10 protein-coding genes are annotated in these 15,190 nt (G+C 52.4%); all 10 read left to right on the forward strand.

Going from position 1 to position 15,190, the window contains the following annotated elements; all coding sequences use genetic code 11:
- Positions 1-4 precede the first annotated feature (4 nt).
- Entirely contained in the window at positions 5-2,980 is a 2,976-nt protein-coding gene (locus NR121_RS02225) for an extracellular solute-binding protein (RefSeq protein ID WP_256830353.1), read from the forward strand.
- Positions 2,970-3,866 (forward strand): carbohydrate ABC transporter permease, encoded by an 897-nt coding sequence (locus NR121_RS02230; RefSeq protein WP_137670576.1) that lies wholly within the window; start codon positions 2,970-2,972, stop codon positions 3,864-3,866. The genes NR121_RS02225 and NR121_RS02230 overlap by 11 nt, the downstream gene beginning before the upstream one ends.
- A gap of 48 nt (positions 3,867-3,914) precedes the next feature.
- Positions 3,915-4,718, forward strand: coding sequence for a carbohydrate ABC transporter permease (locus NR121_RS02235; protein WP_082661008.1), 804 nt, complete (start codon positions 3,915-3,917; stop codon positions 4,716-4,718).
- A 14-nt stretch (positions 4,719-4,732) separates the two neighbouring features.
- Positions 4,733-6,886 (forward strand): YIP1 family protein, encoded by a 2,154-nt coding sequence (locus NR121_RS02240; RefSeq protein WP_249929611.1) that lies wholly within the window; start codon positions 4,733-4,735, stop codon positions 6,884-6,886.
- Positions 6,883-9,153 carry a DUF5696 domain-containing protein gene (locus NR121_RS02245; protein ID WP_256830357.1) on the forward strand — a complete coding sequence of 757 codons (2,271 nt, stop codon included), beginning with the start codon at positions 6,883-6,885 and terminating at the stop codon, positions 9,151-9,153. The genes NR121_RS02240 and NR121_RS02245 overlap by 4 nt, the downstream gene beginning before the upstream one ends.
- Positions 9,150-10,016, forward strand: coding sequence for a carbohydrate ABC transporter permease (locus NR121_RS02250; protein WP_054818923.1), 867 nt, complete (start codon positions 9,150-9,152; stop codon positions 10,014-10,016). Before NR121_RS02245 ends, NR121_RS02250 begins: the two co-directional genes overlap by 4 nt.
- Positions 10,017-10,079: 63 nt before the next feature.
- Positions 10,080-11,012, forward strand: a complete 933-nt coding sequence (locus NR121_RS02255) for a carbohydrate ABC transporter permease (RefSeq protein WP_306274332.1) — start codon at positions 10,080-10,082, stop codon at positions 11,010-11,012.
- A gap of 22 nt (positions 11,013-11,034) precedes the next feature.
- Positions 11,035-12,351, forward strand: a complete 1,317-nt coding sequence (locus NR121_RS02260) for an LLM class flavin-dependent oxidoreductase (RefSeq protein WP_062409341.1) — start codon at positions 11,035-11,037, stop codon at positions 12,349-12,351.
- 24 nt (positions 12,352-12,375) lie between these two features.
- Entirely contained in the window at positions 12,376-13,692 is a 1,317-nt protein-coding gene (locus tag NR121_RS02265; protein ID WP_256830359.1) for an LLM class flavin-dependent oxidoreductase, read from the forward strand.
- A gap of 120 nt (positions 13,693-13,812) precedes the next feature.
- Positions 13,813-15,183 carry an ABC transporter substrate-binding protein gene (locus NR121_RS02270; RefSeq protein WP_062409339.1) on the forward strand — a complete coding sequence of 457 codons (1,371 nt, stop codon included), beginning with the start codon at positions 13,813-13,815 and terminating at the stop codon, positions 15,181-15,183.
- The last annotated feature ends 7 nt before the right edge of the window (positions 15,184-15,190 follow it).

Below are 15,190 nucleotides of genomic sequence, written 5' to 3' on the forward strand. Positions count from 1 at the left end.
TGTTTTGAGAAAGAAACGCAACAGGTTTCTGCTTGGCAGTACGATGATGACCGCAGGATTGCTGCTATTGTTCTTCGGAGCGGTTGAAACCGCATTTCAGACCGGCGACGTGACGGTCCGTTATGATGACTTGGTTTCCACATTCGAATATGAGACCGATCCGTATTTCAGCTCGGCGCTGGCGAAGTGGCGGGAGCAGGGGGTCAGGGACGCGAGAACCAGCGTTTACGCAGAAGGGGCGAAGCCATCCGCCGTTTCGGACGGACAAGCGATCTATGCCGGAGAATATGCCGGCAAACCGAATGTGCTGATATGGAAAACGGAAAATACCGGATGGGTTGAATATCAAGTTGACGTTGCAGAGAGTGCGCTGTATGAAATCCATGTATCGTATTATCCGCTCAAGGAGGGGGGACACAAGGGGCCGGTCCAATGGGATGTGACGATTGACGGCGAAAGAGCTTTTCGCGAAGCGTCCTCAACCGTCCTGTACCGCACTTGGGAGGATGTCCGTCCTATCCTGAAAAACTCGGACGGCGACGAGATTCGCCCCCGGTCGATCGATGTATCGGACTGGAGCATAAGGCCGCTGATCGATTCGGGAGGAGCATACACGCAGCCTTTACAATGGCACTTTACGGCGGGAACGCACACGATTCGCCTTACGGGTTATACTCCTGTCGCGATTGAACGCATCGAGCTTGCGCCGAGCCAACCGGTACCTGCTTACGGGGAGGTTGCGGCCAAACATGCGGATGTGCCCTCCATAGATGGAGAGGCGTTGACGCTGCAAGCGGAGGATTTCACTTACAAGAATGATACGGCCATTAAGCTTTTTTCGGATAAAAATGCCAGAACCGTACCGCGATATACCGGTCGGATCATCTACAATACCGTTGGCGGTCTAAGGTGGCTGGAGCAAAATCAGGAAATTACCTGGTCGTTCGAGGTTCCGGAGACCGGCCTGTACAAAATCGGCTTCCGCGCACTGCAAAACACGATCGCGCAGAAAACGTCCTTCCGGACGATCCGGATTGACGGGCAGGTGCCGTTCCGGGAGTTTTTGGCTTACGGATTTCCGTATTCCGCGTCTTGGAGAGGCGTCATCTTGCAGGATGACGACCGGAATCCATATTTGGTGAAGCTTGAAAAAGGGGCGCATACGCTGTCGATGGCCGTGACGCAGGCTCCGGTCAAATCCATCATTGTGGACATCGAAAAGACGATCGCCCATCTCGATTCCATCGATTGGGATTTGCGTACGATAACGGGCACGAAAAACACAGGATCACTGGACCGCAAAGGGACGCTGGACCGCAACCGGACCTGGTCAATGGACCAGGACTTTCCCGGTCTGACGGACCGGATCGAGCTTGCGGCAGCGGTCATGGAGTCGCTGTCCAGGCGGGTGGTCGAGGCCAACGGAAACAAAGACTCCATCAGCCAGGGGCTGGAAACGTCGGCGAAGGATTTACGGTCACTGCTGGAGAAGCCGGAAGAAATTCCTTATAACATCGATGAAATATCATCGATGCGGGAGAAATTCGCCACGTTCATTGATACCTTGTCCAAGCAATCGCTGCAGCTTGACGAAGTGTATATCATTCCGGAAAAAGCCGATGCTCCCTCCATGGAAGCGGGCTTCTTCGAACGCATATGGGGCAGTGCGGCCAACTTCGTTTACTCGTTCGATCCGAGAGACAGTCTGAGAAATCTGGATGATACCAAGCTGAACATATGGGTTCAGAGGGGACGGGACTACGTCGATCAATTGCAGCAATTGGCCGACGAGTCGTTTACGCCGGATACGGGCATCGAGGTAAAGGTGAATTTGCTGCCGAATCCCGAGCTTTTGCTCATGTCGAACGCCGCAGGTGTCCAGCCGGATATCGCGCTTGGCCTGACGCAGGATTTGCCGGTCAATTATGCGATCAGAGGCACGCTGCAGGATCTGTCGAAGCTTGAAGGCTTTGAGGAACTGCATGCGAAATTCAGTCCCGGCTCCTGGCTTCCGCTTTATTATGACGGCGGCTATTACGGCGTGCCGGAAACCCAATCGTTCCAGGTGCTTTTTTACCGGAAGGATATATTGGAGCGGTTGAAGGTCGGCATACCGGACACCTGGGAGGACGTCTACGAATTGCTGCCGACTTTGCAGCAAAATTTCATGAATTTTTATGTCAATCCCAATGAATTCACTTACTATTTCTATCAGAACGGCGTGGAATTTTATGAACCAGGCGGTGTAAAGCTGGGACTGGATCGGCCGGAAGCGTACAAGGCCTACAAACAGTGGACCGACTTGTTCAATACGTATGCGGTGGAGCGCGAGGTGCCCAGCTTCTATCAGCATTTCCGCAGCGGAACGATGCCGATCGGCATATCGGATTACAATATGTACGTTCAGTTGTTGGCGGCAGCTCCGGAGCTGAACGGCCGGTGGGGGATTGCATTGATACCCGGCACAAGGCAGTCCGACGGTACGATCAGCCGGTGGGCGGGCGGCGGACAAAGAACGGGCGTTATATTTGACCAATCCAACAAAAAGGAAGAGGCCTGGGCCTTTCTGAAGTGGTGGCTTTCCGCCGAGGTGCAGGAGCAATACGGCTCCGATCTGGAGGCGGTTAACGGCGTAGCCTTCCGCTGGAATACGTCCAATGTGGAAGCACTCCGCAACTTGCCGTGGAAAAAGGAGGATGCCGAGGTCATTCTCAAGCAGTGGATGTGGTATAAGGACATCCCTAACGTGCCGGGCGGTTATTTCCTCGAACGCGAAATCCATAACGCCTGGGTTCGAACTGTGGTTAGGAAAGCCAACTACATGTCGTCCCTGGAGCAGACCGTTAGAGATGTTAACCGGGAGCTTCTAAGAAAACAGCAGGAATTCGGCTTTATAGACGAGCAGGGCAACCGGGTAAAGGAATTGGACATTCCAATCGTCGATCGGCCTTGGGAAGGGATTGACCGTTATGTGGAGTAGAGTGTGGGCATATCGGACGTCGTATCTTTTTATTGCACCTTTCTTGATTTGCTTTGCTCTTTTTATTGTCATTCCGATCGTTGCGGCGATTGGCCTGAGCTTCACCTATTATAACGGGATCGAGCCACCGCGATTTATTGGATGGAGCAACTATCAATATCTGATTGCACAGGACCTGCTGTTTCTGAAATATGCGCTGCCGAATACGTTTAAGTTCGCGGTCATTGTCGGACCGGGCGGCTATGCGGCGGCGTTCCTCCTTGCCTGGCTTATTTCGCGTCTACGCGGAAGGTACCAAAAGTGGGTTGCGCTTGCTATGTATACGCCGTCGCTGACGATCGGGATTGCAATGACCATCATATGGCTGCCATTGCTGTCCGGAGACCGCATTGGATATTTGAACAGCTTCCTGCTAAGGCTGGGCCTGATCGACGTGCCTAAGCTTTGGGTGACCCATCCGGAACTGCTGATGAATTCGATGATCGTGGTGACGTTATGGTCCAGTATGGGCGTAGGATTCCTGGCGATGCTCGCAGGCATTCTCAATGTGGATACCACGCTGTATGAGGCGGGAAGAATCGACGGCATCAAAAATAATTTGCAGGAGCTGTGGTATATTACCATTCCTTCTATGAAGCCGCAAATGCTGTTCGGCGCCGTCATGGCGATTGTGACGACCTTTAAGACGGGCGCCATCGGCGTCGAACTGTCCGGGCAAAATCCGACGCCGGAATATGCCGGACATTTGATCGTCAACCATATTAACGATTACGGCTTTATCCGGTTTGAAATGGGGTATGCAGCGACGGTTTCCGTATTTCTGCTTATATTAATGTACTTTGCGAACAAGCTTAGCTGGGGATTGTTCGGCACCAAGGAGGAATGACATTTGAAAAAGTCGAACCTCGCTGCAAGAATCAGCTTTAACGTTTTTATGCTGGCGTTATCTGTCATCATGATCCTGCCTATTGTTTATGTATTCAATCATGCCTTCAAGCCATATCATGAATTGTTCGTGTACCCGCCCAACTTTTTGGTTAAGGAGCCGAATTTTCAGAACTTCGTGGAGCTGTTCTGGGTAACGTCGAATTCCATTGTTCCGGTATCGCGGTATCTGTTCAACAGTCTGTTTATATCGTTTCTGAGCGTCATCGGCATAACGGTGGTAAGCGCGCTATGCGCTTATCCGCTGTCGAAGCATCCTTTTCCGGGGAAAAATATGATATTCTCGACCATTATCCTGATGCTGATGTTTACGCCGGAAGTGATTCAAATTCCCCGCTATCTGGTCGTCAGCTATCTGGGGATTATGAATACGTATCTCGGCCATCTATTACCGGTGCTTGCCTTGCCGGTGGGCGTGTTTCTGCTTAAACAATTCATGGACCAAATTCCGGATACGCTGCTGGAGGCTTCCAGAATCGATGGGGCAAACGAGCTGATCGTATTTGTGCGCATCGTCATTCCGATGTGTATGCCGGCTGTCGCTACCGTAGCGATTCTGTCGTTTCAGAATTCTTGGGGAAATGTGGAGACGTCGATGCTGTTCATGCAGGATGACGAGATGAAGAACTTCCCGTTCTTCCTGTCCACGCTGACCAATAATCTGGCCAACAACGTGGCGAGACAGGGCGCTGCAGCGGTTGCTGCGCTGATTATGCTCGTGCCGAACTTAATCTTTTTTGTCATTCTTCAAAGCAAGGTCATTTCAACGATGGCCCATTCGGGTATTAAATAAATGGGGGGAACCGTTTGAAGAACAGGACGCTGCGGATTCTTCCGTTCATGCTTGTCATCTCGTTCGCGATAGGCTTCACGCTGCCGGGCTTGCAGGCATCAGCCTCGCAGCTGCCTTATGAAACCTTCTATAAGGACGGCTTCGGCCAACTAGTGAAGACGCAAGCGGCGTATATTCCCGGAAGAATTATCGGTTACAACGAAGACATTCCCGTACAGGACGAAAATGCCGATTCCGGAAGGCCCGCCAAGCTGCAGCTGAATCAGCCCAAGGATATATTTGTGGATAAGCAGGATCACATTTATATCGCCGACACAGGCAATAACCGAATCGTGCATCTCGATGATGAAGGAGCCTATATTCGCGAGATTACGGTAAGCGAAAGTCCGCTTAAAAGACCGAGCGGGGTTTTTGTCGATAAGAACGGCGTTATTTATGTCGCGGATACGGGCAATAACCGGATCGTCCGTCTCGATGCAGACGGCAAGCTGCTGAAGTCGTTCGGCCGGCCGGAATCGGCTTATATTCCGGAGTCCTTCAAGTACGATCCGATTAATCTGGTCGTCGACAAGCGAGGCTTTCTTTATGTTACGACGCTCGGAGCGTATCAGGGACTGGTGCAGCTTGATCCGGAAGGCAATTTTGTAAGCTTTTTTGGTCCCAATCAAGTGGCGTTTTCATTGTTTGACGCGTTTAAGCGGTTCGTATATACGAGGGAAATGTACCAGCGGGAGCTGAAGAAGCTTCCGGGGGCCATTGCGAACGCTACGATTGACGACAACGGCTTTATTTATACCGTAACGAAGGAAATCCAGACCGGCCAGATCAAGAAGCTGAATATCGTAGGTCTCGACCAGTTGGAAGGGAAAAGCGATTTTGCGGAGCTGCAGACGGACCGCTCCTATGGAGAATATATTCATTACTGGCAGAGAGACGTAAGTCCGCAATTAAGCGATATCACGGTCGATGCGGCCGGCAATATAACCGTTGTCGATACGGTATGGAACATCATTAGCCAATACGATACGAATGGCAATTTATTGTTTTTCTGGGGGGGCGACGTCATTACGGCCACCTCCAAGACAGGGGTCGTCAAGACGCCGGCGGCCATTGCGGGCAATTCGAAGGGCGAGCTGCTGGTGCTGGACAGCACAAACAATCTGATTCAGGCGCTAAGGCCGTCCGAGTTCGGCGAGCTGGTGCATAAGGCGAATGCATTGACCCAGGAAGGGCGATACGAGGAGAGCGAACCGCTATGGAACGAGGTGCGCCGTTTGAATGCGCAGTACTCGCCGGCCCTGATCGGTCTGGCCAAGGCGGCTTACAAGAAAGAAGACTACAAACGTGCGGAGGAACTGTTCTACCAGGCGGGCGTAGTCGGAGGCTATTCTGAATCATTCTGGCAAAACCGATTGATATGGTTTCAAAAACGGTTCGGGCTGCTGATGAACATAGCGATCGGGTTCGGCATCCTTTATCTTATTTGGGCCAGAGTGTCCCGCAGGCTGCGTCCCAAGAAGGGCTGGGGCTTCCGCTTTCGTCTGAAGAGCTCCCTGGTTGAACGCCTCAAGCATGTTTTTTATTTGATGAAGCATCCGATTGACGGATTTTATGCCATCCGATACGAGGGGAAGGCCGGTTTCGCCAGCAGTCTGATCCTTCTTGCCCTGGCCGTTGCAGCCTTTGGGTATATGCAGTCCGGCACCAGCTTCATGTTTAATCCCGCCATCCATGTCGGTGTCGATTTGCTGCCTTTAACGGTGCAATTTGTAGGCATATGGCTGGGCTGGGTCATATCCAATTATTTGATCAGCTCGCTGCTCAGAGGCGAAGGGCGGTTCCGGGACGTATTTTTCAGCAGTTCTTACGCTCTATTTCCAATTATTCTCATCGGAATACCAGTGACGCTGCTGTCAAACACATTAACTTTAAACGAGCTAGCGATTTTCAATTTCCTGAAGCTGACGATCTTCGTTTGGATTGCGCTGCTGACGATTTGGATGGTTCAGGGCATACACAATTACACCTTTATCGAAGCGCTGTTCATCATTTTACTATCGCTCCTGACTCTTGTGATCATCATTATTCTGATCTTTATTTTTATCAGCCTCAGCATCGAGCTGGTTAACTTCATCTATTCGTTATATCAGGAGGTGTTCATCCGTTGACAGGCCGCAGAATCGCTTATGTTCCTATAATTAAAATCACATTTGCTGCAGCGTTGCTGGCATTCATAGGATGGCTCGCCTTACAGCTTTGGAATCCATGGAGCAAGGAGGAAACGGCATTCGTTGATATCTCGGCTTTATTCGAGAAGCAAAGGGCAAGTCCTTATCGGGCGGGCTTGCCCGACGAGCGGAACTTTAAGGTGATCGCGGAGAACGACGCCTTCAGGCTGCTTGCGGATGCAACGACGGCTCACTTCCAGATCGTCGATAAGTCGACCGGCAAGCTGTGGCGCTCTTATCCGGATCCCGAGCATTGGCAAAATGAAACCATTCCGGGAACCTGGAAAAATCATTTGTCTTCCCCGATTATGATCGAATATGTAAACGCCAAAAATTACAAATCGTCGTCGGTTACAGCGGGATTAATCGAAAACCAGGGTTACCTGGAGCAGTTTCAAACGACCGGAAACGGGTTTACCGTGACGTTTGCCTTTCCCAAGGTGCAGTTTAAAATTCCGGTCGAAGTGACGCTCCATCAGAACTATGTCGAGACGAAGCTGATAGATTCCGGCCTCGTAGAAGGTGAACTGAGCTTGTTGAATGTGAAGTTGTACCCGCTGTTCGGAGCGCAGCCGTCGAACGGCCAGGAGGGGTATATTCTGCTGCCGGACGGCTCCGGTTCGCTCATTCATTTCCAACAGGATCGCATTATGCCGCAGCTCACCTATAACGAAAGCGTATATGGTCACGATTTGTCGTATTACAACGAGAATACGGGCAGGCAGCGCATCGCGATGCCGGTATACGGGTTGAAATCGGGTGATCAGGCCTTCGTCGCCATTATTGCGCAAGGAGAGGAATTTGCCAATATTTATGCGGCGCCTTCGGGCGCAGTCGGCCTTTCCAACTGGGTAACGACCGAATGGAAGTATCGAAAGCGATTCTTCCAGAGCGTCAGCAGAAGTACGGGTGAAGGCTTCTATACTTACAGCGGTGACAAATTTCTGACGGACAGCCGGGCTACGAGATATTACCCGCTTGCTCCCGACAAAAGCGATTATGTCGGCATGGCGGAGGTGTATCGGCAGTATTTGATTGAGGAGCAGGGCGTGAACCCTGTGACGCCGGCCAGGCAGGACATTCCGTTGTATCTGGATATCGTAGGTGCGGATATTGAGCAAGGCTTATTTTTCGACTCCTATTTGAAGGCGACCACGACGGAGGGAGCGGCTGAACTCGTCCGGCACATTTACGATCTTGGCATCCGGCATCTGAACATTAACTATGCGGGCTGGCAGCAGGACGGTTACAGCACGCATGGAGGGTATTTCCCGGTTGACAAGCGGATTGGTGGCAACAACGGCATGAAGCAGTTTATCTCTTTCGCGCATTCGCTGGATATTCCCGTCTACTTAACGGCGAACTATACGATCAATACGAACGGGGATGACGGTTTCTGGTGGAGAAGGGACGGGCTGCGCAATTTGGCGGGTACGGTGCTGGAAAATCAGAAACATCCGGATCAGGATGAAAGTATTTTTGTAAGCCCCGGATTTTACGAGAAGGTCGTTTATTCGGATTTGGACGAATTCAAGAAGCTGGGTGCGGACGGCATTTATTTCGAGGATGGCATCGGCCAGCAGGTGAATACCGATTTCAACACCCGCTACCTGTCCAGCCGTGCCGATGTCGTGGATATCCAGCGCCGAATCTTAACGCGATCGAAGGAGGAGCTTGGCTCCGTCATTGCCAACAACGTGAATTTTTATGCGCTGGACCAGATCCGTCATGTGCATCGCCTGACCAGCGACTATTCGTATGACGTGTTCATAAGCGAGGCCATTCCGTTCGCCCAGATCGTTCTGCATGGACTTCGCACGTATTCGCTGGAATGGTCGAATGTGCGGGACGAGTGGGAAAACGAATTTCTGCGCAGCGTCGAATACGGCGCTTATCCGGCGTATGTCTTGAGCGGAGACCGCGCCGATAATTTGAAGAGATCGTATTCGTTATGGCACTACAGTCTGAATTACAAGGACTGGATCCAACAGATCGCCCAGGAATACCAAAGAAGCAACGAAGCGTTGGCGGAGGTCCAGGATAAGTTTATTACGGGACACCGCACGCTTGCGCCGGGTGTTAAGGAAACGGAATACGGCGGAAATTACCGGATTATCGTCAATTACAACCATACGGAATTCCGCAAGGACAGCGTCACCGTTCCGGCAAGAGACTTCGTAGTCATGAAAGGAGAAAATACGCCATGAAATGGAATCGCGGATTGGAGACGAATACGCTTCGCAAGATCGAAGGTTCCCTGTTTATCGCGCCTTGGGTGTTCGGATTCTTAACCTTTGTCGCCTTTCCGCTCGGCTATTCGCTCTATATGAGCTTTCATCAGGTCAAAATTACAGTCAACAGCGTCAATTATACCTTTATCGGCTTTCAGCATTACAGGGAGATTCTTATCGCCAACGGAAGCCTACTGTATGAAGAGCTGCTGCCTTTCCTGAGGGAATCGGCGATGATGATCCCGATTATTCTGGTATTTTCCTTGCTTGTCGCGATTTTGCTGAATATGCGGTTTCCGGGGCGAACGCTGTTCCGGGTGATATTTTTTCTGCCCGTTATTTTCTCCTCGGGGCAGATTGTTCAGGAGTTTATCGCCCAAGGCGAAGGTTCGCTCAGCATCATGGAAACGCTGCGCATCGATTATTATTTGCAGCAATATATGCCGTCCGCATGGGTGGGGCCGATTCAGAAGGTAATGAACTCCTTCGTGCTGGTGCTCTGGTATTCCGGCGTCCAGATTCTGATTTTTCTGGCAGGAAGACAGACCTTGCCGCCCGCCGTCTACGAAGCTTCCCGGATCGACGGCTCGAGTCCGTGGAATACCTTCTGGAAAATCACGCTGCCGGGACTCGTGCCGTATATTTTCCTGAATCTGATGTATACGGTCGTCGACTTGTTCACCTTCCCGTCCAATCCAATCGTCAGCCGGGTAAACACAAGCAACTACGGCAGCTCAAGCGCGTTGGCATGGATTTATTTTTCCATTATTTTGACGTTTGTTCTGCTTACTTTATGGCTTTACAGCCGAGTGGACAAATCGATTTCGGGCAAACGATAAACGCGAGGAGGTGAAGGTTACGTGAAAATAGTCAGAAGAGAGAGCGGAACGGCGGCAAAATGGTTGTCGGAGGATAAGCTGCGCACCGGGCTTCAGGCGCTTCGCTATCGGACTTTAGGCACGGAGATCGACAAGGGGCTGCTCTTCAAAGCGACGGTATACATTATTCTGATCAATGTCGCTTTTATTTACATCAAGCCGATTCTGTATATGATGACGACGATGGTCAAGGATGCGAAAAACATTCTCGACCCTTCGGTTATCTGGGTTCCACGATCGATATTTTTGGGCCATCTGAAGGAAGCGAGCGAAATGCTCAGTTACGGTAGCAGCTTCCTTATCAGCCTGTCGCTTGCGTCTTCGGTGGCCGTACTGCAGGTATTTTCCTGCGCCGTAGCGGGTTATGCCTTCGCAAGACTCGATTTTCCGTTGAAAAAGCTGTGGGAAGCGCTGCTGCTGTTTACCTTTATCATGCCGCCGCAAGTTACGATTTTGCCGTCGATCATGCTCTTCAAGGAGTTTGGCTGGCTCAACACCTTTTTGCCTATGGTCGTTCCGGCTTTATTCGGGCACGGACTGAAGGGGGCGATGTTCGTCATTATTTATCGAGCCTTTTATTCCACGCTGCCCAAGGAGCTTGACGAGGCTGCGCGAATCGACGGGGCAGGACCCTTCCGCATGTTTTTCCGCGTGATGTTTCCAATTTCCAGGTCGGCGACGGTCGTCGTCATGTTGTTCTCGTTTGTATGGAACTGGAACGATTTTTATTTCCCGTCGCTCTTTATGTTCACCGCCGAGAATGTGCCTCTGTCGATTACGTTGGCGCGTATGGCCGGGGAAATGGCCGTCGCGGAGGGAGCGGGAGAAATTACCGTTTATGCCGAGGCGATCAAGATGGCCGCTTCTTTCCTGATTATTATGCCGCTGCTGGTCGTCTATCTGTTTGCACAGCGCTGGTTCATCGAAGGCGTGGAACGTACGGGGTTGGTGGAGTGAGAATGGAAACGGGAGGAAAAGGATGAAGAGTCAATCGGAACGAAAGCTCAACCTCAATGCTTTTCTTGCGGCTTCGGGACATCATCAGGCGTCCTGGCGGCATCCAGATGCACATCCGGAGAAGGGCCTGGACATTAAGCATTATTTGAAGCTAGCCCGAATTGCCGAACGCGGCTTGCTGGATTCCGTCTTCCTGGCTGACGGGTATTGGGCTAACGCCGGAACGCTGGAGCCATTCACAATGCTGTCGGCGCTGGCGGCGGGGACGAAGCATATCGGCCTGATCGCAACAGTGGAAACAACCTATAACGAGCCGTTCCACGTTGCCAGAAAGTTTGCTTCCCTCGATCACATCAGCAAGGGCAGAGCGGGCTGGAACATCGTAACCGGCGCCGGTCCGGCGTCGGAGCAGTTCAGCAGGGAGCGCCATCCCGAGCACCATGAACGCTATGCATCGGCTGAGGAATTCGTCGAGATCGTCAAGCGTCTGTGGGACAGTTGGGAGGACGATGCAGTCCGCAACGATAAGCACGGCGGCGTACGGATCGACGAGAGCAAGGTCCATACGATCGATTATGTCGGCCAAAGGTATACCGTGAAGGGGCCGTTAAACATTGCGCGCCCGCCGCAAGGCTATCCGGTGCTTGTGCAGGCCGGCTCCTCCGAGACGGGCAAGGAATTCGCCGCCAAGGTGGCGGAGGCGATCTTCACCGCGCAGCAGACTTATGAGGAGGCGCAAGCCTTTTACCAGGATGTCAAAGGAAGGCTTGCGAAATATGGCCGTGTGCCCGGGCAGTTGAAAATTTTGCCGGGGTTGAGTCCGATTCTGGCCGATACGGAAGCAGAAGCCCGGGATATTGAGCAGGAGCTGTTCGATCTGATTGACTTGGATCGGACCATCGATCAATTATCGTCCCGACTGGGTATCGACCTGACCGGTCACCCGCTTGATCAGCCGGTTTCGCTTGAAGGCGCCCTAACAACCGGGCAGGTCAACGGAATGAAAAGCCGTCACCAGTTGATTCTGGATTTGGTTGAGCGGGAGAGACCGACGCTCAGGCAGTTGATTCATCGACTGGCAGGGGCAAGAGGACATTTCACCTTCACGGGAACGCCGCTCCAGTTGGCGGATTTGATAGAGCGCTGGTTCCGGAACGGGGCGGCGGACGGCTTCAATGTGATGCCGCAGCTTTATCCCGGCGGACTGGAGCGGTTCGTCGATAAGGTCATTCCCGAATTGCAAAATCGTGGATTGTTTCGTACAGCTTATGAAGGAACGACGCTAAGAGACCATTTGGGACTGGCGCGTCCCGAAAATACAAGGCATGTCCATAAATAAAACGGAAAACGAGGTGTTTTTACAATGAGCGAAACGAATCGTAAAGTTCATTTGAACGTCTTTTTACGGGCAACGGGTCATCATGCGGGGGCCTGGCGGCATCGCGATTCCCGCCCGGATCTCGAGCTGGACATCGATTACTTGGCGAAGCTGGCGAGAATCGCCGAGAGGGGCCTGCTGGATTCCGTCTTTCTCGCTGACGGCTATGCGGGCGGAGGAAGCAAGCTGGAGCCGTTCACGCAGCTGTCCGCGCTCGCTGCCGTTACAGAACATATCGGTTTAATCGCAACGGTGGGAACGGTCTATAATGATCCGTTTCATGTTGCGAGACAATTTGCCTCTTTGGACTATATAAGCGGAGGCAGAGCCGGATGGAATATTGTCACGGGCGCCGGATCGGCGGCTCATAACTTCAGCAGGGAGAAGCATCCCGAGCATGCGGAGCGGTATGAAACCGGCGAGGAGTTTGTGGAGGTGGTGAAGCAGCTGTGGGATAGCTGGGAGGACGACGCCCTTCTGTTCGATAAAGAAGGAGGCAGGCTGGTCGATCCGAATAAAGTGCACGAGATTCATTTCAAGGGGCATACCTATTCCGTGAAGGGGCCGCTTAACATTCCTCGTCCGCCGCAGGGCTATCCGGTGCTTGTGCAGGCTGGCTCCTCGGAGCAGGGCAAGGAGCTGGCGGCCAAGACGGCGGAGGTCATCTTCACGGCCCAGCAGACGTTTGATGCGGGGCGGGAGTTTTACAGCGATGTGAAATCCCGGCTGGCCAAGTACGGCAGAACGGCCGATGAGCTCGTTATATTGCCGGGGCTTGCGCCGATCGTGGCGGATACGGAAGCGGAGGCGCGCGATATCGAAGAGGAGCTGCATGCCCTGGTCGATACGAAGGAAGCGCTCAGGAGCTTGTCGGAGCGTTTTACGGTAGACCTGAACGATTACGATCTGGATGCGCCGGTGCCGCTCGATAAAGCAAAGCCGGCAGAAGAGTTCAACGGCATCCGAAGCCGCCAGGAGGTCATCATCGACGCAGCCCGGCGCGAAAACTTCACGATACGCCAGCTGCTGTATCGCAGCAACGGCGGGCACGGTCATATTACCTTTACGGGCTCGGTGCTCCAAACGGCGGACCTGATTGAAAAGTGGTTCAGAAATCATGCTGCGGATGGCTTTAACGTCCTGCCGCAATTGTTTCCTACGGGACTGGAAACGTTCGTCGACAAAGTGATTCCCGAGCTGCAGAACCGCGGTCTGTTCCGCACCGAGTACGAGGGCACGACGCTGCGTGAAAGCCTCGGGCTGAAACGCCGGGCGAATACGCGCCATCTTCAAAATATTTAACGGCGGAACAAAGGGCTGCAGGATGAAAAAGCAGGCAGCCGCCACTACGCCTACGCCTGAAGAGGTACAGGATTCCAAATTGACAGGAATGAGAGGAAGAGAATGAAGAGAATGAAGAGAATGAAGAGAACAGGAACCATTTTTATCGTATTATTGATCTTAGCCATCGTTGCCGCATGCAATGGCGGAAACAAGGCCCCCGCAGATTCAGGCAGCGGAGGAGACGGCTCTGCCCAGGCAGACGGCGCTTCCTCGGGGGATTTTAAGAAGCTTGGGGAGAAACCCCTAACATTGAAATTCTATAGTACGGGAGCCACCTTCACGGACGTGGAATTTGAAGTCATGATTGCAGGGCCGATTCGGGCCAAATATCCGAATGTCACGATCGAGCGCATTACGCCGGCGGCAACGACTACGCCGGAGGAGGTACTGTCCACCCATGTGCCGGATATCATATTCGGCAGCGTACAGCAGCGGGTTATCCGTACGGGGGCTTATCAGGATCTGCGCGAGCTGATCAAGAAGCATAACTTCGATGAGAGCCGGCTAAAGCCGATCGGCTACAACTATATCAAAGAAATAACGAAAGGGAAGGGAGATGCGGTTCTGGCGCTTCCTTTCAATATCAATCAGCACGTGATGTACTATAACAAGGACATCTTCGACAAGTTTGGAGTGCCTTATCCGACGGAGAAGCAGCTGACATGGGATGAAGCCGTCGAGCTGGGGACGAAGCTGACGCGAACGGAAAACGGCGTGCATTACATCGGTCTTGTCGTCGATAACCTGACCGGCTTGGCCAAATCGTTAAGGCTGCCGTATCTCGATCGCCAGACGGGTCAAGCTGCGCTCGATACGCCGGATTGGCTGCGCGTATTCGAACTGCAGAAGAGAATATTTGAAATTCCGGGGTATATCACGCCGGAAGGCACGTGGAACTGGACGCGCGACCATTTTATGAAGGATCAGAATATCGCGATACGCGTATCCTGGCTTGCCAATATGGTCGGACCGCTGGAAGAGCTGCGCCAGCAGGGCGTTGAATTTAACTGGGACATTGCGCCGGCTCCCAATTTCAGCGATCAGTTGGGCAAGACAAGAGAAGCGCAAATTCACGCCATAGCGATTAACAGCCAAAGTCAGCACAAGGATGAAGCCTTCCAGGTCATCGCCGAAATCTTGTCGGATGAAGGGCAGCGCATCATTGCGAAGAACGGGCGCGTGCCTGCCATTATCAATCCTGAGCTAGAAAAAGATTACGGAGCGGATATTCCTGTGCTGCAAGGAAAAACGGTGCAAAACGTCTTTGTCGGCGAGCCGCTTCAGGAGCATTATATTCACCCTTACGAATCGGAAATCAGCAAAAGGCTCCTCGAGGCGGCGGAAGATCTGGCCGTCAAGGGCCTCGATGTGAACTCGGCGATTCGCAAAGCGACGGAAGCGATCAACAAGGATGTCGAAACGTTAAAAACAACAATTGGACAATATTAATGATTCA

The organism is Paenibacillus sp. Pae15 (genome assembly GCF_024519685.1).
In the GTDB taxonomy this organism is placed as follows: domain Bacteria; phylum Bacillota; class Bacilli; order Paenibacillales; family NBRC-103111; genus Paenibacillus_G; species Paenibacillus_G naphthalenovorans.

Excerpts from the sequence above, each read along its gene's own strand:
- NR121_RS02230 (WP_137670576.1), top strand. The coding sequence starts at position 2,970 with ATGTGGAGTAGAGTGTGGGCATATCGGACGTCGTATCTTTTTATTGCA.
- NR121_RS02235 (WP_082661008.1), top strand. The coding sequence starts at position 3,915 with ATGCTGGCGTTATCTGTCATCATGATCCTGCCTATTGTTTATGTATTC.
- NR121_RS02250 (WP_054818923.1), top strand. The coding sequence starts at position 9,150 with ATGAAATGGAATCGCGGATTGGAGACGAATACGCTTCGCAAGATCGAA.
- NR121_RS02260 (WP_062409341.1), top strand. The coding sequence starts at position 11,035 with ATGAAGAGTCAATCGGAACGAAAGCTCAACCTCAATGCTTTTCTTGCG.
- NR121_RS02265 (WP_256830359.1), top strand. The coding sequence starts at position 12,376 with ATGAGCGAAACGAATCGTAAAGTTCATTTGAACGTCTTTTTACGGGCA.
- NR121_RS02270 (WP_062409339.1), top strand. The coding sequence starts at position 13,813 with ATGAAGAGAACAGGAACCATTTTTATCGTATTATTGATCTTAGCCATC.